At 69.7% G+C, this 20190-nt stretch carries 15 protein-coding genes; 9 read left to right on the forward strand and 6 right to left on the reverse strand.

Annotated elements, in window-relative coordinates:
• Window positions 1–20 precede the first annotated feature (20 nt).
• Complete coding sequence (locus tag ACILSK_RS12670) at window positions 21–257, reverse strand: hypothetical protein (protein ID WP_395727518.1); 237 nt, start codon at window positions 255–257, stop codon at window positions 21–23.
• Window positions 258–403: 146 nt separating this feature from the next.
• The gene (locus tag ACILSK_RS12675; RefSeq protein ID WP_395727519.1) at window positions 404–664 is read right to left on the reverse strand and encodes a type II toxin-antitoxin system CcdA family antitoxin; all 261 of its coding nucleotides are present in this window, start codon (window positions 662–664) and stop codon (window positions 404–406) included.
• A gap of 220 nt (window positions 665–884) precedes the next feature.
• Here ACILSK_RS12675 and ACILSK_RS12680 point away from each other — a divergent pair, with 220 nt between their 5' ends.
• The gene (locus tag ACILSK_RS12680; RefSeq protein WP_395727520.1) at window positions 885–1367 is read left to right on the forward strand and encodes a Panacea domain-containing protein; all 483 of its coding nucleotides are present in this window, start codon (window positions 885–887) and stop codon (window positions 1365–1367) included.
• 505 nt (window positions 1368–1872) lie between these two features.
• Here the strand turns inward: ACILSK_RS12680 and ACILSK_RS12685 are convergent.
• Both ACILSK_RS12685 and ACILSK_RS12690 read right to left on the reverse strand, forming a co-directional pair.
• A complete protein-coding gene (locus ACILSK_RS12685; protein ID WP_395727521.1) occupies window positions 1873–4926 on the reverse strand; it encodes a DUF3427 domain-containing protein in 3054 nt (1017 codons plus the stop codon).
• Between the two features lie 807 nt (window positions 4927–5733).
• Window positions 5734–6084, reverse strand: coding sequence for a nucleotide pyrophosphohydrolase (locus ACILSK_RS12690; protein WP_395727522.1), 351 nt, complete (start codon window positions 6082–6084; stop codon window positions 5734–5736).
• A 129-nt stretch (window positions 6085–6213) separates the two neighbouring features.
• Here ACILSK_RS12690 and ACILSK_RS12695 point away from each other — a divergent pair, with 129 nt between their 5' ends.
• From ACILSK_RS12695 to ACILSK_RS12705, 3 genes are all read left to right on the forward strand, one after another.
• A complete protein-coding gene (locus tag ACILSK_RS12695; protein ID WP_395727523.1) occupies window positions 6214–8118 on the forward strand; it encodes a DNA/RNA helicase domain-containing protein in 1905 nt (634 codons plus the stop codon).
• A 476-nt stretch (window positions 8119–8594) separates the two neighbouring features.
• The gene (locus ACILSK_RS12700; protein WP_395727524.1) at window positions 8595–9065 is read left to right on the forward strand and encodes a hypothetical protein; all 471 of its coding nucleotides are present in this window, start codon (window positions 8595–8597) and stop codon (window positions 9063–9065) included.
• A 115-nt stretch (window positions 9066–9180) separates the two neighbouring features.
• A complete protein-coding gene (locus tag ACILSK_RS12705) occupies window positions 9181–10197 on the forward strand; it encodes an ERCC4 domain-containing protein (RefSeq protein WP_395727569.1) in 1017 nt (338 codons plus the stop codon).
• Between the two features lie 64 nt (window positions 10198–10261).
• Here the strand turns inward: ACILSK_RS12705 and ACILSK_RS12710 are convergent, their stop codons facing one another.
• Window positions 10262–11299, reverse strand: a complete 1038-nt coding sequence (locus ACILSK_RS12710) for an alpha/beta fold hydrolase (protein ID WP_395727525.1) — start codon at window positions 11297–11299, stop codon at window positions 10262–10264.
• A 170-nt stretch (window positions 11300–11469) separates the two neighbouring features.
• Between ACILSK_RS12710 and ACILSK_RS12715 the strand changes: the two genes are divergently transcribed.
• The 5 genes from ACILSK_RS12715 to ACILSK_RS12735 all read left to right on the forward strand — a co-directional run bounded on the left by ACILSK_RS12715 (window position 11470) and on the right by ACILSK_RS12735 (window position 18719).
• Window positions 11470–12168 (forward strand): class I SAM-dependent methyltransferase, encoded by a 699-nt coding sequence (locus ACILSK_RS12715; protein WP_395727526.1) that lies wholly within the window; start codon window positions 11470–11472, stop codon window positions 12166–12168.
• Window positions 12169–12239: 71 nt separating this feature from the next.
• On the forward strand, window positions 12240–13652 hold the full coding sequence (locus tag ACILSK_RS12720) for a hypothetical protein (protein ID WP_395727527.1): 1413 nt from the start codon (window positions 12240–12242) through the stop codon (window positions 13650–13652).
• Between the two features lie 141 nt (window positions 13653–13793).
• Window positions 13794–14888, forward strand: a complete 1095-nt coding sequence (locus ACILSK_RS12725) for a class I SAM-dependent methyltransferase (RefSeq protein WP_395727528.1) — start codon at window positions 13794–13796, stop codon at window positions 14886–14888.
• A 47-nt stretch (window positions 14889–14935) separates the two neighbouring features.
• Window positions 14936–18067: an ATP-binding protein gene (locus ACILSK_RS12730; protein WP_395727529.1), complete on the forward strand. Its 3132-nt coding sequence runs from the start codon at window positions 14936–14938 to the stop codon at window positions 18065–18067.
• Between the two features lie 208 nt (window positions 18068–18275).
• Window positions 18276–18719 (forward strand): DUF1905 domain-containing protein, encoded by a 444-nt coding sequence (locus ACILSK_RS12735; RefSeq protein WP_395727530.1) that lies wholly within the window; start codon window positions 18276–18278, stop codon window positions 18717–18719.
• 140 nt (window positions 18720–18859) lie between these two features.
• Here the strand turns inward: ACILSK_RS12735 and ACILSK_RS12740 are convergent, their stop codons facing one another.
• On the reverse strand, window positions 18860–20125 hold the full coding sequence (locus tag ACILSK_RS12740; protein ID WP_395727531.1) for a VWA domain-containing protein: 1266 nt from the start codon (window positions 20123–20125) through the stop codon (window positions 18860–18862).
• Window positions 20126–20190: the final 65 nt, after the last annotated feature.

Raw genomic sequence — 20190 nt, forward strand, 5'->3', positions numbered from 1 at the left:
CCGGCTGCCGGCAAACGGCTTCACATTCGAACGACGACGATGCTTGGTGGAGCGGTGTCGGCCAGCGCCGTCAGGTCCTCCGGATCGCTGGTCAGCACGATCGATTCGGGAGTGCTCGCCGCGTGTGCGGCCACGACCGCATCGACCGCCGAAATGCTCTCGGCCCGACCGGTGGCCGTGCGCATCTGAGCAGCGGTCCGGGCCACGAGTTCACCAACGTCACGGACCTGGCAGGCCCGAAGGATCCGGTTGGTCATGAAATCCTTGCGATGGTCCCCGGTCAGCGCCTCCGTCAACACGACCGATGGAACCTGGGCAGGCCACAGGCCACGTCGGCGTAGTTCGGCCAACTTGGCCCGCTGTCCGGCCAGAGCAGTGAGACCCCCGGAATCCAGAATGAGGGTCACGCCGCGCCGGACCGCGGATCCGCACCCGCGGACCCGACAATCTGGTCGGCCCATGCCCGGGCATCCGCGATTTCCTGCTCGCTCGGCGGGCCAAGAGTGCGCTCCAGCTCCGCCAGGTAGGCATCGAGCTCGGCAATCTTGGCGAGCCGGTCCAGTTCCTCGGCGACTGCGGCCGAGGCCAGCCGCGAGACGTTGAGCCCGGCCGCTCTGGCCTGACCGATCAATTCGTCAGGGAGGGTGATGTTGACTCTCGCCATGCGCATACCATACACACACGACGCGGCCGTGACGCGTCGCGGGTGTTCGACGTCGTCGCGAACACCCACTGTCGGACCCGGTTCGTACGCTCCGGACAACAGTTCGATTATCGTGTCGCCAGCGGCACGGTCACCTCGACTGAATTGGATCGCGTCATGCCCCGGAACCTCCGCACACCGAGTCGCCGCTGAGCTTCGCCGGCGAGTGCCGGGAATCGGCGTGAAGAAGTTGCACAAGCTCCTGTACTACTGCCAGGGCCATCACCTGGGCGCTTTCGGCCGACCGCTGTTCCCGGAATCGATCTCCGCATGGGACATGGGACCCGTGGTGGGGACGCTGTGGCGGGCGGAGAAGCAGGGCTCCATCGAACCTGGACCGCCGATCACCGACGAGGCGGTTCTCAACACGATCGGGTACGTCGTCAGCCGTTATGGGAATCTGACCGGCAGCGATCTCGAACGGTTGACCTACACCGAAGACCTGTGGCGCGACGTCGACCGGAACCGGGCGCCAGGCGGATCGGTTCGGATCCCGAACGACGAGATCGAGCGATTTTTCCGCGACAATGCGGCCGACCCCGAGGAGATCGGTGTGGACGCGGCCGAACTCGCGGCCTGGCTGCGCCGGTCCTCGCCGGACCACCCGACCCTGTCGGTGGACACCGTCGAAAGCATCCGCAGCCGCGGCCAGATTCATGGATAGGTTGCCGAGTATTTTGCAAATGAAGAACTTCGACGTCAGGCTGGACACTTCAATCCTGAACGAAAGCCCCGGGCAGGAGCTTTCGGGTGCGATCTCTCCCCGAGAAGGTATCTACCCTCGCCGATCTGAAGCGTTCGAGGCCGGGGCGACACGGGCCCTGTCAGGGTTGAGCGCAAGCGACGCCGAACCGATCCCGTCCCCGGGGCATCTCGAACCACTGAGCGACAATTGCGTACCGCGACCGACCAATCTTAGCTCGGTTGATCGAAACGGGTGCTCACGCGGCGGCCCACCCCGCCGCCGGGCCAGCCGCGGCGCGAAGCCGCGCCACCTGCCGATGGGTCAGATCACGCGCCCGCCCAGTGACGCCGGAGCATGCGGCGGGGATTCCTATGAGTCGGCGACGACGGACTGGCTCGCGTGATCACCAACCGGCGAGCCCCGAGCGTCTCGGGCACCGATTTCGAGATACGTAGTATGGCAAGCTCTTCGTCAGCTGCGCGGGTCAGCCGGGGGTCACCGACGCCGCCGTAAACAGGTCCATCGGCATGGGCACATCGAGCTTCCAGATGAACTCGATGGGACGGTCACCGCGGTGGCTGACGTACTGCGCGGTTCCTAGAAACGTGTAAGGGACCGGCCCGAGAGCGCTTTCCTTGCGCTCACGGACGAATAGAAGGATCGACGAGCCGGCGCGGCGATGGTCGATATACCGCTGCCCGGTAGGTGAGTCGACCGAAGTCGCGGACTGCGACTCCCAATGAAAAAGCGTAGAGCTTATCGCGTAGTCCCGGTACATGGTGGTCGGCGAGTAGTCGGTATCGTTCTTCCGCAGCGTGATCAGGAAAGCGTCCAGATTCAACTCGTCCGAACGGGCCACGCCCGCCTGGAAGTACGCCGGTTTCAACCGCGCGGCAAGGCCGAGCGCGGAAAGGATCTCCTCCCGCTGGTACCGCGCGTGCACTCGCAGCCCGGACGCTGACAGCTCCGAGTGCGGAATGACGGAGAGGTGTCGCGTCGAATCAAAGGATAGATCGATCACCGCCCGCAGGTCACTGCGGGCGGACGCTTCCTGCCGCAACGTCCGCAGCACTGCATCAAAGCTAGCGAAGTTACCGGTCGGCCACAGCGAGTACAGGAGCATGCGGGCGAACCCGCGTTCGACCGGACTCAGGTCGTTGTAGGCGGGGGCGTCATCGGCGAGCAAGCTGAGGTATGCATGGGCTCGATCAGGGTCGTCAACGTGCGACACCGATCGCACCCGTCGCAGCAGTTCCGCCTCAGCCGGGCCACCCTCCGGGGTAGCAAGTCCGGCTTCACGACGCAGCCTGCTCCAACTTCGATCGGATCGGATGAGATCGGCCAGTTCGACGCCCGTCTCGTCGAGGAAGTCGGATAGTTCGACATCACCGGAGGCTCGGCATTCGGCCACCAGCGAGGCCCAGCGGATGGTCAGCTGACCTCGAATGTTGGCCAGGACGAGGCCCTGCACGACCTCGTCGAGCACGATCTGACAGCCCGACGGCAGGAATGGAAATCCGTTCTCGACCTGCCGTTCCAGTTCTCGACGGTTCCCACCAACGAGGGCGCGGTACCTGACGTCGAACCGGAACTCCTTGCGGTGCTGGCCGACGAAGTCCAGCACCGTCAGCACAGGCTTGTCCCGGGCCCGCCGTAGACCCCGGCCGAGTTGCTGCAGAAACACAGTCGCGCTCTCGGTCGGTCGGAGAAACAACACCGTGTCCACATTTGGCAGGTCGACACCTTCGTTAAACACATCAACGGTGAAGACAGCGTTGATCGCACAGTCGCCCAGATTTCGCACAGCCGCGGCCCGCTCCTGGGCACCGGTTTCCGAGGTGACGCAGGCGGCGGGGATACCGGCCCGGTTGAAAGTACTCGCCATGTATTCAGCGTGTGCCCGGGACACGCAAAAGCCCAGCGCGCGCATCCGCGCCGGTTCGGCGATCTTATCTCGGATCTGGAGCAGTATGAGGCGCGCACGAGCGTCGTTGCCAGTGAACACATTGGACAACGCGTCCTGGTCGTACCGACCGCGGGACCATTGGATACTCCGCAGATCCGTGCCGTCGGAGATGCCGAAGTAGTGAAACGGGCACAGCAGGTCGGCGCTGAGTGCGTCCCAAAGGCGCAGTTCGCTGGCCGTCCGGCCGCCGAAGAACGATCGGACGTCCATCCCATCGGCCCGTTCGGGGGTGGCGGTCAGTCCGAGCAGTTCGACCGGTCGTAAATGGTCCAGGATTGCGCGGTATGTCGACGCTTCGGCGTGGTGGAATTCGTCGATGACGGCAATTTCAAAGGCATCCTGCGGGATACGCGAAATGCCGTAAGCGTGCAAGGACTGAACCGACGCGAAGACGTGACGCCACCGCTCCGGGCGGGCGCCGCCGACGTACAGCTCGCCGAAGGTCTGATCTCTTAGAACCTCTTGGTAGACGCGGCGGGACTGTTCGAGGATCTCCTTGCGGTGCGCGACGAACAGCAGGCTGGGCCGGTCGACCCCGGAAGCGGGGCACAGCCGCTGGTAATCCAGTGCTGCAACGACGGTCTTGCCGGTGCCGGTCGCCGCGACCAGCAGGTTCCGGTGCCGGTCGTGTACTTGCCGTTCCGCCATCAGCGCGTCGAGCATGGTCGCCTGGTACGAGTACGGCCGAACCTCGAGGCCGGACAACGCGATTGTCGCAGTTGTCGACTGGCGGCCGGACGCGGCGGCCAGCGCGTCGTCCAGTCGGCCACGGTCTCTGTGCGGCTCGTAGGTCTCGAAACTCGCTTCGTTCCAGTAACTGTCGAACGTGGCGGAAAACTTGTCGAGCAGCACCGGGGTGGCCACCCGGGACAGTCGGACGTTCCATTCGGCGCCGTCCAGAAGCGCGCTGCGAGACAGATTGGACGAACCCACATACGCCGTGTCGAACCCCGTCCGCCGCCGGAACAGCCACGCCTTGGCGTGCAACCGAGTCCGCAAGGCGTCGAACTGAATCTTCACCTGCGCGCCGAACACGTCGACCAGCCGGTCGAGAGCGGCCCGCTCGGTGGCGCCGACGTATGTGGTGGTCACTACCCGCAAGGGAATTCCACGCTGGCGCAGGTCCCGAAACTCGGCCTCCAGCAAGCGGAGTCCGTGCCACTTCACAAATGCACAGAGCAGATCGACCTGGTCGGCGGTGGTCAACTCGGCACGCAATTCGGCGCCAAGAGACGGTTCGCCGCGGGCATTTGTCAGCAGCGCCGCGTCGGACAAAGGTGTGCGAGGCCGGTGCATGGTGCCGGCCACCCGCCCTGGCCCGGCGGGACCCGCCAGGGACCACAACTGGCGCGGACCGCCCTCGGTACGATCGTCGACAGCGCCCAGGTCGGTCAGGACGCGGTTGACCAGCTCTATCCGGCGATCGCTCGAAGGTTCGTTGGCCAGCGTTCTCTGGACTGCGTCGTGAACGTGCCGGGCGAGCACGGCCGGTTGATCGGCGGAGTGGATGGCAGCAATCTCTGGTACCAGGTGCGGTCGCCCGTCGAGGCGGGCGCGCAGCCGGGTGGTCATCAGGCTCTCGTACAGCCCCTCCGGAAGCCCGTCGGTCTGCTCCGCTGGCGACACGTGGCCTCGCCATCCCCCCGGTCACCCAACCCTTCAATCGATCCTCGCACTGTCCGACGTCACCCGCACCAGCAGATCACGGACCAACAAGCGGGCCGGCCGACGGCGTTGGTGGCCGATACGTAGATCGAGGCTGCGCAGGTGGCTTCGGGCGGAAGGCAAGTGGCGGAACGCTCGGTCCTGATCCCTGACGACCCCGGAACACCTGATCCATCCTTCTTGTGCAGAAGGGAGATCGAGCCGAATGCCGCCGACCACGCTTCCGGCGTCGGTAGAGATGCGCGGTCGTTCTCGTCGGGGCACCACATGCCCGGCCGGACTGGCGGCGTTGGTATCGACTCGCCGCGGCTATGAGCCCGGATCACCGCCTGACTCGACCGGCCGTCACGGATGTGTGCCGCCTGCGGGGTCACGCGCATCAAAAGGTCGACTGCCGGCCGGGGGCTGGTTCCTCGAAGCTCCGGCCAGTCGAATGGGTGCAGTTGGGCCGGGCGAGGGTGCAACGACTCCTTCGACTTCGTCGTCGTTCCCGGGACACGAGCCGGGGATCATCGGCGTTCCGTTGGCCGTGCAAGGATCCCGGTCGTGCTCCGGCCCGGAGTGGTCGGACACGATCAATTCCCAGCTCGCACCGTTTCATCGCCACCCTGAGGTCGGACCCGCTGCGGATTGTCGATCCGGATTTTGACGATGTCTGGCTCCGAAGCACAGCGGACTGCCCTACTCGAACGGTGAGGCACAACGCAAGATTCATCACTGCACCTTGCTCGGCGCCCGCCCGCTGAAGTCGGCGGCCGGGAACCGGCGGGCCGCATCGGCCAGCTTCGACGACGCCGCCGCGGCGAGGTCGATCCCTGCCTCATCCGCCAGCATGATCAGGTAGATCAGGATGTCGGCCAGTTCCTCGCCGAGCCGCTCGTGCAATCGGCCCTCCCGCACGTCAGTGCGAACGGTCGACGCGGACACCCATTGCAGCAGCTCGGCAAGCTCACCGACCTCCCCGGTGAGCGCCAAGGTCAACGACTTCGCGTCGTGAAATCGCTGCCAGTCCCGCTCGGTGGTGAAGCGGCGGATCTCGGAGGTGAGCTCGAACAGATCGGACACCACAACACTGTGGCACGCCAGCCGGTGACGCCGGCGAACTATGCTGATTGACGCGGCCCGACGGGCATCCTCCCGGACAGTCCCCCATCCGCACGAGTCACTTCGTGCTGCTCTGGGGGGTCACCGGTCATGCTGCTGCGGCGAAGCGGCCGTGCCTTCATGGACCTGGCCTGGCACCCCGCCGCCATCGAGGCACAGTTGGAACGTCAGTTCGTCAACCGCACCGGACACCGGGTGTCACCGAGCGAGGTGCGATCTTGGTCCGGAAGCCTGCCCGTTCTCGCCACCGACCTCGACGACGCCGGTCTGGACAGAATTGAAGTCCTTGTCGAGTACCAATTGCCATTGACCAGCAGACGCGCCGACGTGGTCCTCGCCGGCCGTCACCCGCGGACCGGTGATCCGTCGTTCGTGGTTGTCGAGTTGAAGCAGTGGAGCCGGGTCGATCCGTGGCCGGGGTCGGCCGAACTCATCTCGGTGCCGGGTGCGCCCGGCGGCCCCCGCCTGCATCCGGTCGCCCAGGTGCGGAAGTACCACGACTACCTGACCGACTTCCTGCGCATCGCGCACGACCATCCGGACGCGTTCACTGGCGTCGCCTACCTCCACAACGCCGGGGTCGAGGTGGAGAACGTCCTCGGCGCCTACCCACAGGACAATCGAGCCCGCCTGTTCACCGGAGCGGGACGCGGCCGCTTCGTCGAATACCTGCTGACCCGGCTCGATCCGACGGCATCCGGTGCTCCGGCCGCCGATCTGCTGCTGCGCTCCGGGGTCGCCCCATCCCGCCAGCTGCTGACCGTCGTCGCCGACGAACTGGCGAACCGCGAGCAGTTCGTGCTCCTCGACGAGCAGCGGGTGGCGGTGGACCTCGTGCTGGCGGAGGTGGAGCGATCACGGGCGGCCGACCACAAGGCGGTGGTCGTGGTCAGCGGCGGCCCTGGCAGCGGCAAGAGCGTCGTCGCCCTGTCCCTGATGGGCGAACTGGCCGCGCGAGGTCGGAGCGTCGTGCACGCCACCGGGTCACGTGCGTTCACCACCACCTTGCGCAAACTGAGCGGCCAGCGGAACCAGCGAGCCACCTCGCTATTCAAGTATTTCAACTCGTTCATGCAGGCCGAACGCAACGGATTGGACGTACTCATCCTCGACGAGGCGCATCGGATCCGCCGGACATCGGCGAACCGCTACACCCGTGCCGAACACCGGACCGGGCGCCCACAGATCGACGAGCTGCTCTCCGCGGCTCGTGTTCCGGTGTTCCTGCTCGACGAGTTCCAGGTCGTCCGGCCCGGCGAAATGGGAACGATCGATGGCATCGGCGAGGCCGCCGCCCGCCTCGGCATTGACATGCATGTGATCCCGCTCAAGGACCAATTCCGGTGCGGCGGCAGCGAACTGTACGAGCAATGGGTCCTCGACCTGCTCGGGCTCGGTGGCCGGCCACCCTGGCGATGGACCGGTGACAGCCGCTTCATCGTCGACGTCGTGGCGACGCCGGACGCGATGGAGTCGACGCTGCGGCAGCAGGTGGCCGACGGCTACAACGCCCGGATGACTGCCGGCTACTGCTGGCCGTGGAGCGACCCCAACCGGGACGGCACCTTGGTTCCCGACGTGCAGATCGACGGGTGGGACCGGCCCTGGAACCTGCGAGGCGACCGCGGCCTCCCCGGCGCACCGCCGTCGGCGCTGTGGGCGTCTCATCCCGACGGCTTCCACCAGATCGGCTGCGTCTACACCGCGCAGGGTTTCGAGTACGACTGGAACGGCGTCATCATCGGCCCGGACTTCGTGCGCCGGGACGACCAATGGGTGGGCCGACGAGAATTCAATCGGGATCCCGACTTCCGATCTCGCCAAGATGTCACCGACGACGACTTCGCCGCCCTGGTCCGTAACGTCTACAAGGTGCTGCTGACTCGGGGCATGGTCGGCACCCTTCTCTACAGCACGGACGAGCAGACGCAGAAGTTCTTGACCGACATGGTCGGCGCGTCCGGGCAATCCCACCGGGAGATCGCGCCGGCCTGACCAGAATCGCGGACAAGAGCGGCCGGACAGATGCGCGTCACCGCCGGACCCGTGGATGGCCAGCAGCTCCCGTTCCGTCTTCCACCGACATTCCCAGCGTTTTCCGCGCCGCGCAGCGCCGACTCACCGCCGCAACCCGGCTCGACCTGTTGGCCTGGGCGGCGAATGGTGGCTCGATGGCGCAGACCAGGGACGCTACCGACAAGCCATTCACCCCGGCACGACGCGTCGAGGTAGCCCGGCCTCCCCGATCGGGCGTCCGGGACCCCTTCGGTGCGGACGCACCGGGCCTAGCGTGACAATCTGTCCGTGCCGGCTCCCAACTCAGCGAATTCCGAGTGGGAATCGCGCGGCCGCTCGTCCATGCCGGACCCCGCGCTCGCCGCGACCGGCGCGCCGGCGGAACCGGCCGCGACCCGATATCCGCTCCTCCGACGATCCACTCGGTCACCGCCGACTCGGTCAGCGCCGAGGTGGTGACCACCAGCGCGGCCGTCGGGGCCGACCGAACCGCTGACCAAGGGGCGGCACCCGATGGGGCGGACGGCGCCGACCCGGTGCCGCGCACCAGGAACTATCGCGCGTTGCTCGGCCAGGCGTCGGCGGTGAGCCTGGCCAACCAGCTGTCCGCGACCGCGGTGGTGCTGCCGTACATCGGCATCGCCGTCGGCGGCTCTCCGCTGGTGGCCGCACTGCTCTACCCGATCGGCACCTTCGCGGCCCTCCAGGGCACCCTGTCGGCGCCGGTGCACACCGCCCGCCGGTCCAACACGTTCATCCCGAGCGTCGGTGCGGTGATCTCCGCAGCGGTGAGCGGGCAACGCACTGGGCAGCGACCTGCTTGGCTCCCTGCAGGCGTCGTCTGGCCGGTGTACCTGCTGCTCGGTCTGACGATCGCCGCGTTGGGCACGGTGCGGCTGATTCGGGCTGTTCGACTGGACGGATAGCCGCGCGAACCGACCGGCCCGTCCGTGGAAAGTCGCGTCGCGATCGCGGGCGGCGCCGGCTCGGCGCCGCCGGGGAGGATCGATGGTCGCCCTGTCGGTAAAATCGGCGGTCGCCATGGCCGACCTCCTGATCGCGACGAATCCGGACCCGGAATCCCGGCTGCCCTACCTGCTGCGGTTGCCGCTGGGCGCCGGGCTGGTGTTCCGCACGTCCGGCACCTGGCCACGAACGAAGGCGCTGTACTGCCATCCGGTCGAGCTCGCCGAGTGGCCGGCCGAGCCCGAGATCGTCGAACGGACCCCGGTGCGGTCCGTGGCCCGGCGTGGCGCGGCGATCGACCTGGTGCTCGCCCGCGGCCGGGAGAACCGTTCACAGATCGTCTTCACCACCGCCCGCGGCCGCGACATGGTGTTCTGGCAGACCCCGCGGGTGCGCAAGCAGGCCCGGCCGAACGTCACCACCCCCACCGCCCGGGCCGCGGGCATCGCCGACCTGCAGATCGTCGTCGACACCCGCGAGCAGTACGCCTACCGGTTCGCCACGCAGCAGGTGACCACGTCCAGGCGGGCGCTCCCGTGTGGGGATTACGGGCTGATCGTCGGGGACCGGCTCATCGCCGCGGTGGAACGAAAGTCGTTGACCGACCTGGTGTCCAGCCTGACCGGCGGCAAGCTGAGCTTTGCCGTCGGCGAGTTGGCCGCCCTGCCCCGCGCCGCACTGGTCGTGGAAGACCGCTACTCGCAAATTTTCAAGCTCGACCGGGTGCGGCCGGCCGTGGTGGCCGACGGGCTCGCCGAACTGCAGGTTCGCTGGCCGTCGGTACCGATCGTGTTCGCCGAGACGCGGCCACTGGCCGAGGAGTGGACCTACCGCTATCTCGCCGCCGCGCAGGCCTGGGCGGAGACCGAACTTGCCATCGGCCGCCGGGTCGACACGGTCGCCGAGACGGTCGGCGCTCCGGACGCGCCCCTGCCGAGCACCGCCGAGGTTCGCCGGTGGGCCCGCGCGGCCGGTCTCGCCGTCCCCGACCGCGGCCGGCTCGCACCGCCCATCTGGGACGCGTGGCGTCAGGCCAACCAGATCGCCGCCGAGGCCACCGGTGCGAACGGGGCCGCGACGCCCTCCGAATGACCGGCGACCGGCGAGGTTCTGCCCGGCCCGCCGGTGACTGCCCGAGCGGAGCCGGCCGCCGGCGCTACCGGCCCGGCCCGGCCGCGACGGCGGCGGCCGCGGCCCGCGACCGGACCCCGAGCTTGGCCCGGGCGTTCGCAATATGCCGATGCACGGTGTGCGGGCTGACCGTCAGCCGTTCGGCGATCTGCGTGTCGGTCAGACCGGCGGCGACCAGGACCAGGACCTCCCGTTCCCGCTCGGTCAGGGCAGCCGCTCCCGGCCGTCCGGACCGGGGCGAGATGTAGTGACCAAGGCCGCGCAACAGGGCGTCACCGACCGCGTCGGCATCACCGCGCCACGGGAAATGGTCGACGCCGTCGAGCGGGAGGAAGGTCGCCCCACGGATTCGGCGGGCCACGTCGGCCCCGAGAGTGAAGGGTACGGCCCGGTCGTCACGGCGATGAACGACGTGCGTCGGGACGCGCACCCGCGACAGTCGATCGGTCACGTCCGTCCGGTAACTCGCCGCCAGCGACCGCGCGGCCTGCTCGGGCGTGGCCGATCGGCGTTGGAACCGGGCGAACTCGTCCCGCTCCTTGGCCGCCGAACCGGGCACGAAAAGGTCGGCGAGCAATCGTGAACCGAGTCCCCAATGACCGGTCACGGCATCGAGCAGCGCGCGCCGGGCCGCTTCGGTGGCGATCTCGGACCCGCGGGCGAACGACCCGTACAGCACCAGCCGGTCAACCTGCTCCGGCCGTTCGACGGTGAACGCGGCCGCCGTGGCCGCCCCGGACGAGGCACCGACGAGCCCGAACCGGGAGAGCCGGAGTGCGTCGACGACCCCGGCGAGCACGGCCACATCGGCGTCGACGGTGACGGGGAGCGGGGCCGACAAGTCGGATGCGCCGGTGCCCGGCCGGTCGAACCGGATGACCGAGTGCCGCGCGGCGAGCGGGGTCAGGAACGCCCGGAACCGGGGATCCTGCCAATTGAGCTGCAGATGCGCGCACCACCAACCGCCGAGCACGACCGGTGGCCCATCGCCGACGACCGAGTATGCGACGTCGCTTCCGGCCACCCGCAGCCTGCGGACGACCTGATCCTCGATGCCCAGCACGACGCCTCCGCTGGCAGCCTACGACCGGCTGGCGGCGAACGGGTCGATCCGGCCGCGGCGAGTGGGCGATCGGCCGCGCTGTGCACCGATGCCGGCGCGGACGGCCGACCCCGGAAAGATGGCCCGAATCGGCCATGCCGGCCTGGCGTCCGGTCGCGGACCATCGGTGCATGCTGACTTCTACGAACTTGGGCCGCCGATCGTTCGCCTTGTGGTATCCGGCGCTGATGGGTCGGATCGACCGGAACGGTCAGGCCGCCCTTCGCCGCGACCAGCTGGCCACCGCACGGGGGCGGGTGTTGGAGATCGGAGCCGGCAGCGGGCTTTCCGTACCGCACTACCCATCCGGGATCGACGAACTGGTGTTGGTCGAACCGAACCATGCGTTCCACCCGTCCTTGCGCATCGCGGCCGACTCGCTGCCCTTCCCCACCTCCGTCGTGGACGTGGACGCGCATGAACTGCCCTTTACCGATTCGAGTTTCGACACCGTCACGGCGTCGTTGGTGTTCTGCTCGGTCGACGACCCGGAGCGGATGCTCGCGGAGATCCACCGGGTCCTGCGGCCCGGCGGCCGGTTCCTGTTCCATGAGCACGTACGCGGCGGCCGGGTGCGCGGCATCGTGCAGGACCTGTGCACTCCCCTGCAACGCCGGCTGGCCGACGGTTGCCGACCCAACCGGGACTTCGAGGCATCGCTGGCGACGTCGGCGCTGCAGGTCGTGTCGATCACCCATCGGCGCATGCCCACGCTGATCCCCACCCTCGTCCCGCTGGTCGTCGGCACTGCCGAGCGCGGCCCGGTCGAGCGGATCGACCGGGCGGACGATCCGGGGTTGCGATCGGCGTTGGCCGAACCGGCGCGGTGAGCCGGCGTCGAGTTGGTCACCGCCGCAGTGGGTAGCGTCGACACCTGCGGGACGGTCGACGGGAGCAACGGGTGGCAGGACGACGCGACGACCAGCGGACGAACACGGTCGGGGCATCCGAATCCCCCGAGCCGGCGATCGACCGCGTCCTGGGTCTCTTCGACCGCTGGCTCGGCGAGCGGTCACCGGATCCGCGGCTGCACGCAGGGGTACTGGAAGTCGTGCGTGCGGCCTGCGAGTTCAAGTCGATGTTCGTCGAACCGGATCCCACCGACTGGGCGCCCCACGTGACCACCCGCATCGTCGGGGAGGTGCTGCCGGCCAAGATCATCGGCGCGGACGCTGCGTATGTCGCGGCGATCGTCCCGGCCATGCAGCTGTACATCGACTTCCTGCTGCAGACCGGCCGCTGGAAGCCGGCCAACGATGAGGCGTCCACCCTGGCCGCCCTCGCCCGGTTGGGTGACCTGGCGCCCCGGTTCGGCGACCCTGTCCGGCAATCCATGGCCGCGCGAGTCCTGCACCTGGCCGCCGACGAGGGTGTTGATTTCGGCCATCCCACCGCCCTGGACGAATTCATGCAGCGGTTCAATGCCATGCCCCTGGAGTGGCGTCGACGGGCCACCGACGCCTGCGTCGACGCCGCTGCGATCAACGACGACAAGCCCGGGGTCCCGGGCCCGCCGGACGGTGGGCTCGGAAACGAGACCGCAGTCACCACCCGCATACCCCTGAACGGCGTGCGGCCGGGCCACGTCGCATCGGTCACCGTGCCGCCGGCGGAGGAGGAATGGGCCGCGCTGGCCGCCACGACCCTGTGCGCCCGCGTGCTGGACCTGGCGGAATGGGTCGGACCGGGCCGGGCCGTCACCGGCACCGGTGCGATGCGCCGGGACGACCTGCGCCGGTGGTGCGATCGTTGGGACCTGCCCGCCGGGTCCGGCCGGACCCGGACGATGTGGGACGTGGCCGCGATCGCTCTGCCCTGGCGGATCGGCATCGACTGCGCAGTCATCGGTCTCGACGGAAGTCGGGCCCACCCGGGCACCCGGCCGACCGGCGGGCCGACGGCGGACCGGGTGCGCCTCGGGCGGTCCTTGGTCGAGCGCCTGCTCGATCTCGTGCTGGTCCCCCGCTCCATCGACCGGCAACTGCTGGACGCGATCAACCACATCATGCTGCCGATGTTGGTGACCATGTGTGTGCCCCCGGGCCAGGACCTCGACGGACTCGACGGACTCGACGGACTCGACGCGATGCTCACCCCGGTCCCGATCGGGATGGGCCTGCACGACCCGCGAATGGTCGCCCGGGCGGTACGCACCAACATCCAGATGCTGGGCGCCTGGGGGGTGATCGTCGAGTCCGCCAATCATGCGGTCATTCCGGTCCCCCTCCGACCCGCGGTGGTGCAGACGATCAACTCACCCCTCGCTTTGTTCCGGGTCAGCCTGACGCCGGGCGCGGTACCGCTGACCGAATGACCCCGTCGCGGCGGTGCGGCGGCATGCCAGTCGCCGCACGCGCCACCGGAGACTCCTCAAGCGTGCGAGACCGGGTCTCGCGGATCGCGAGTGCCGAACTAGCGCCTGCTGGTCGAAACCACCAGTGGAAGGAGACGGCACATGACGACGATCGAGGTCACTGTCGAGGTACCCCCGGACCTGGCGGCGGTGGAGGCGTTCCTCGGCCGGCTCACGGCCGACCTGGGCGGGACGCTGGGCGTCCTCCTGACGTCCCTCGGCACCCGCCACGGTCTGTGGCGGGCGCTGGCCGGTGCCGGTCCGTGCACGGCCGAGCAATTGGCGACCCGGGTCACCGTCGACCGGGCCCTGGTCCGCGAATGGCTGCGCGCCCAAGCCGCCGCCGGCTATCTGGACTATGACCAGGCCGGCGACACTTTCGAGCTCTCCCCGGCCGGCGCCGCGGCCATCCCGGACGGGCCCGGCGCACCGCTGGTGGAGGCATGTCTGGAGATGCTCGCGGCCACGATTGCGGGGTTCGACGAGTTCAGCGCGGCGTTCGGCGCCGGGCGGGGGTTCGGCTGGCACGAGCGGACCGGCCAGTACTGGCACGGGCAGGATGCCTTTACCCGCCTGATCCTTCCGGAAGAGTTGATCGGCGCGTCGGTGCCGGACGACGTGGCGGCCGCCCTGGACGCCGGCGGTGCCGCGCTCGACGTCGGCTGCGGGTACGGCGCACCGACGCGCGCCGTGGCCCAGCAGCATCCGGCCGCGCGCGTCCTGGGGATCGACTATCACGACGCGTCCGTCATGCATGCCCGGCAGGCGGCCGGACAGGACCAGGTCGACAACGTGCGATTCGAGGTGGCGGCGGCCCTGGATCTGCCCGCTCGGCCGGGCGGGTACGACCTGATCACCTTCTTCGACTCGCTGCACGATCTCGGCGACCCCCGCGCCGCGCTCTCGGCGGCCCGGCAGGCAGTCACGCCATCCGGTGCGGTGCTGCTGTTCGAACCGGCCGGCGGCGACCGGGTCGCGGACAACCTGCACCCGGGCGGTCGGATGATGTACAGCATCTCCACGCTGATCTGTACGCCGAATGCCGTCGCGCAGCGGACCCCGACGTCGTCCGAACCTCTCGGCGCCCAGCCCGGTGAATCGGCGCTGCGTGCCCTCGCCGGCGAGGCCGGCTTTTCCCGGGTGCGGCGGCTCGACGTTCCCTTGCCGTTCAACCTCGTGCTGGAGCTGCGACCCTGACGAGCGGGCAGGTGGCACATCGCCGGCAAACCGGACACCATGGCGTCATGGTTCGCGGCGAACGTCTCGTCGGGCGGGCCGACGTCAAGGCGTCCGTCATCGACGCGCTGGCTCAGGCGCAATCCGGGACCGGGCAGTTGCTGCTGATCAGTGGCGAAGCCGGGATCGGGAAGTCCGCCGTGCTGTCCTTCCTCGCCGGGGCGGTCGACGACGGCACCCGGGTGCTTCGCGGGTTCTGCCTGCCCGGCTCCGGAGTGCCGCCGTACTGGCCGTGGATCCAGGTGCTGCGGGCGTCCGGAATGCCCGCCACCGACCTGGGTGCGGCCGGCCGGTTGTTCGAGCCAGCGGGTGGCCCGCCGGATCCGGACGGCGCGTTGGCCGCCGCGGACGCCCGGTTCCGACTTCACGACGGGATCGGCCGGGCCCTGGCCGATCTGGCGGCGGACCAGCCGGTCGTCGTCGTGCTCGACGATCTGCACTGGGCCGACGAACAGTCCCTGGCCGTCCTGGACCAGGTGATCCGCGGGCTGGCCGGTGACCGCGTGTTGATCGTGGGTGCCTATCGCGACGCCGAGGCCGGCGCGGCCCTGCTCGGGCTGGCTGCCGGGCACCACCTGCCGCTGGCCGGGTTGAGCCTGACCGAGGCGCGGGCCCTGGTTGCGGCCCTGCCGGGCAGCTCGCCGTCGCCGGAAGTGATCGAACAGGTCTGGCGACGCAGCGACGGGAATCCGTTCTTCATCCGCGAGCTGGTTCGTCTCGTGCAGGCCCAGGGTGGTGGGCACCTGCCCGGCCACCTGCCGGCCGGGGTGATCGAAACCGTTCGGCGACGGATGGCCCGGCTTCCGTCGGAATCCGCGCGGCTGCTGGACTGGGCCGCGGTCGCCGGTCGCGACATCGACGTGCACCTGTTGATCGCCGCCGGCGCCGTGGCGGGCGAGAGCACGGCGATGGACCTGCTGATGCCGGCCCGCCGGGCCGGCATCGTCACCGACGACCCACCCCGCTTCAGCCACGACCTGTTTCGGGACGCGATCCTCGACGGGCAGGCCGCGCCCACGTGGGCCACCATCAACCTGGCGATCGCTCGGTCACTGCAACGACTCTCCCCGGCCGACCCGGCTCGCATCGCGGCCCACCTGATGTCGGCCGGACCGCAGGCGCGCACCGACGCCACCCGGTACTGCATTCTGGCCGCGCGAGCGGCGACCGCCGCCCTGGGACACCACGATGCCTGTCGGCACTACCTGCAGGCTCTGCCCCGGTTGGCTATCGGTGATCCCCGGTATGTGGAAACCCTGCTCGAACTGGCCGCGGCCCATGATCGCGACGGATCGGCGGACCTGGCCCGGGCGCGCTACCGGCAGGCCGCCGAGCACACCCTGGCCGCCGACGACACGGTCGCCCTCGCCCGGGCCGCGCTGGGACTGCATTCCCTGGGCCAGCGGTCCCAGGCGTCCGTCGACGAGGTCGTCGGCCTGCTTCGCGTGGCGGACGACCGCCTCGAGGCGACCCCGGGCCGGCGCGGCCTGCACGCCCGCGTGGTCGCCGCGCTCACTCGGGCGCTGCGGCACGGCTCCGATCCGCTGCCGCCGGCCGATCTGCTGCACATCGCCGACCGGGCGGTGACCTTGGGACGCCTCAGCGGCGACGCAGCGGCGTTGGCCACCGCGCTGCTCGCCCGCCACGACGCGCTCTGGCAACCCGGATCAGCGGCCGCCCGGCTGCCGGTCGTCGACGAGATGCTTGTCGCCGCCAATGATGCCGGCGACCGGGAATTGGTCGCGCTGGCCCATCTGCTGCGCGCGACCGCGCTGCTCGAACTCGGCGACCCCGTGGGCCGCGACGAATTGCTCCGCTACGTGACGCTGTCCGAACAGTTGGGGAACGCCCGGGGTCAATGGGCGGCGCTGACCCGGCGTGCGACCTACGCCCAGATAGCCGGACGCACGGCGGAGGCCGTGGTGCTCTCCGCCGAGGCCGTGGAGCTCGGCCGGGCCATCGGTGAGCCGGACGCGGTCGGGTGCTGGGGCACCCTGCGACTGGCCTTGGTCGCGCTCGGTGCTCCTGGGGCGCCGGTCACGCTGGATCGCGCCGATCCGATGTGGCCGATGTTCCCTTTGCTCCGGGCCTGGGCCCCCGCGGTCGCCGGCGACCTGACCGCTGCCGGGGATGCCCTGGGCGACTTCAGCGTGCTCGATCTCACGATGTGGCTGGGCCTGGAGTCTCTTGCCGTCGGTGCGGTGGTGTTTGCCGCGGTCGGGACCGAAGCGCAGCGCCGGTGGACCTACGAGCACCTCCTTCCCTTCGCCGGGACGCACGTCGTCGTCGGGGGCTGTGCGTCATACCACGCCGCCGTCGACCACCACCTCGGCGTGCTGGCCGCCTCGCTGGGCGAACGCACGGCCGCAACCACGCATCTGAAGGCCGCGGTCACGATGCACCACCGCCTCGGTGCGGCCGGGTGGGAACGGGTATCGCAGCGCGAACTCGATCGGATCGCAGCCGCAGAACAACCGCCCGCAAACGAGTTCCGCATCATTGACGGGCAGTGGCGGCTGCGCTTCGGCGGCCGGACCGCACACCTGCCCGACGCGAAGGGCCTGCACGATCTGGCCGCGCTGATCACCGCCCAGGGCGCCGACGTGCACGTTCGGGATCTGCTCGACCCGGCTGCCGCGACCGCCGTCGCCGGCACCGGAGCCGACCCGGTGCTGGACGAGCGGGCCAGGGCGCAGTACCGCGACCGACTGGACGCGCTGGCCGAACAGATCGAGGACGCGGAACTGCTCGGGCAGCTCGACAAGGCCGCCCGGCTGGCCGGCGAACGCTCCGCAGTGATCCGGGAACTCGCCGCGGCCAGCGGATTCGGGGGCCGGAACCGCCGACTCGGCGACGAGGCCGAGCGGGCCCGCAAGGCCGTCGGCGCCCGGGTCCGGGACAGCCTGCGCCGGATCGAGCGGGTGCATCCGGCGCTCGCCACCCACCTGCGGGCGGCCTTGCGCATGGGCATCGTGTGCAGTTACCGCCCGGCCATCGCGATGGCGTGGCGGCTCGGGCCCACCCGGCTGGGGGATGCGGCCTCGAGGGCGGCTTCGGTGCCACGGACCGGCCAGGACGGCGACCGGTGGCGGCACGAACAGCCTGACGCGGGTCAATCTCGTGGGTCATTGCCTCCATGAACACCCCGGGTCGACGGGCGGACCCCGCCAGTGCTGGATCGAGTTCCAGCGCCCCCCGCACGGTGACCGGTGCCCGATTCGCGTCAAGCGACCGGTCGGCCCAACGATTGTCGGCCTACCGGCACCGGGCCACGACAGCGTTCCGCGCGCCGGCGCCCTTGCCCGGCGATACTGCATTGACCCGGGCAAACAGCCACAAGGAGCGTCGATGGTCAGCTTTCGCACCACACTCTGGGCCGCCGGCGGGAACAACGTGGGCATTGTGGTCCCCGAGGAGATCGTGCACGGCTTCGGCCGCGGCAAGCGGGTCCCGGTGCTGGTCACGATCGATGGCGATTGCACCTACCGCAGCACCATCGCCTCGATGGGCGGTCGGTATCTGATCTCGTTCGGCGCCGAGACTCGCGCCGCTACCGGGCGCGGCGCCGGGGACGAGGTGGAGGTCGCCCTCGCGGTCGACGACGCGCCCCGCACCGTCGAGGTGCCGACGGCGCTCGCGGACCGGCTCGCCACCGACCCGGCCGCGGCCGCGGCGTGGGCAGCGCTGTCGTACAGCAACCAGCGGGCGCATGCCCTGTCCGTGGACGGCGCGAAGACCGACGACACCCGGGCCCGGCGGGTCGAGAAGGTCCTGGCGGCGCTTCGCGCCTGACCCGGTTGCCCGCAGTATCGCGCCCAACGACCGCCTGACCGGCCGAATCCCCTGCCGACCGGACCTGCCGGTGCGGCGAGTCGGCGGGCAGGAAGACTGCGGGGCAGCAAGACTGCGGGGGCGAAGCCGCTTCAGGGATTTCAGACCCGCGCGCCACTCCCCCGCCGGCGCGACTTGCGGCTGGTGTCGGCCGACAGCGCCTTGGCGGCGCGGGACAGGTTACCGGTGGTCGCCTCGTCGGCCAGCCGGTCGATGGCGTCCAGATCCTCGCGCAGGTCGGCCATCATCGGCGCCGGTGCGGCGGCCATGGCCGTGCGCAGCATCGCCCCTGCGGCCTGCATCGCGGCGATCGCCGCGCCCGCGTCGCCGGCGGACATCCGTTCGGCCGCGGCGCGTTTGGCCTGCTGGGTGCGCAGGTAGGCGAGTTCGGTGCGGACCGTCGGATCCGGCACCCGGCCGGCCGCCTGGTCGCCCGGGACGACGTTGACGCACACCGGGATGGTGACCGAGTGCTGCACCAGCCCGGGCAACTGCACCCAGGTGAAGTCGAGTTCGGCGACCTGCGCGAGCCCGAGGGCGGCGATACCGGGCACGTCGAAGGTGAGCATCAGGCGGCGCGCCTCGCCGGAGTGGAACGCCCCGAGCTCGACCTGCACCCCGTCCGCCGTGGGCACCGAGGTCAGCTCATTGATCACCCTCAACCGGCGGCACGACGGGGACATCCGGACCAGCAACGACGCCGCCTGGGCGGTTTGGGACAGCAGCCCGTCGATCTCGCCGGCGATCGCCGTGAGTGCCTGATCGGCCGTTTCGGCGAACAGCTCGCCGCCATTCCCCCCGGCAGCGATCGCCCGGAGCAGGCGTTCGTCATAACCCAGCCCGAAACCGACCGTGGTGGTCACGATTCCGTCGGCCGCCGCCTTCGCGGCGACCGCGCCGAGCTGATCCGGGTCGACCACTCCGGCGTTGGCGTGGCCATCGCTGATCAGTAGCAGGGTGCCGCCGGCACCGTCCACGCTGCGCCGGGCCTCCTGCAGGCCGCGCAGGTAGCCGCCCGACAGATCGGTCGCACCGCCCGGGCGAATCGCCTCGATGCGCTGCTTGGCCGCGGCCTTGTCGGTCAACGCCCCGGCCGGGATGTCCAGCCGCACCGAGTTGTCGAAGGTGACGAGGCCGAACCGGTCCTGCGGTTCGAGCCGGTCGACCAGATCGGTGAGCGCTCGCTTGGCCCCGGAGAGCCGTTCGCCCTGCATGGATCCGCTGCGGTCGAGCACGACGACGAGCGTGCGCGGCGCGCGCACGGTGCCGGCCGCGGCGATGGGCGCGGACATCTCGACGAGCAACGAGATCTCGTCGTCGCCGTCGAGCGCGACCACATCGAGATCGAGATGGGTGGCGATGTGCATGTGCGTCCTCCGGGTCGATCGCATCGGTTATGCTGATTCTTAGAGCGTAATGCTTAAAGCATAGC

It is taken from the genome of Nakamurella sp., assembly GCF_044224575.1.
In the GTDB taxonomy this organism is placed as follows: domain Bacteria; phylum Actinomycetota; class Actinomycetes; order Mycobacteriales; family Nakamurellaceae; genus Nakamurella.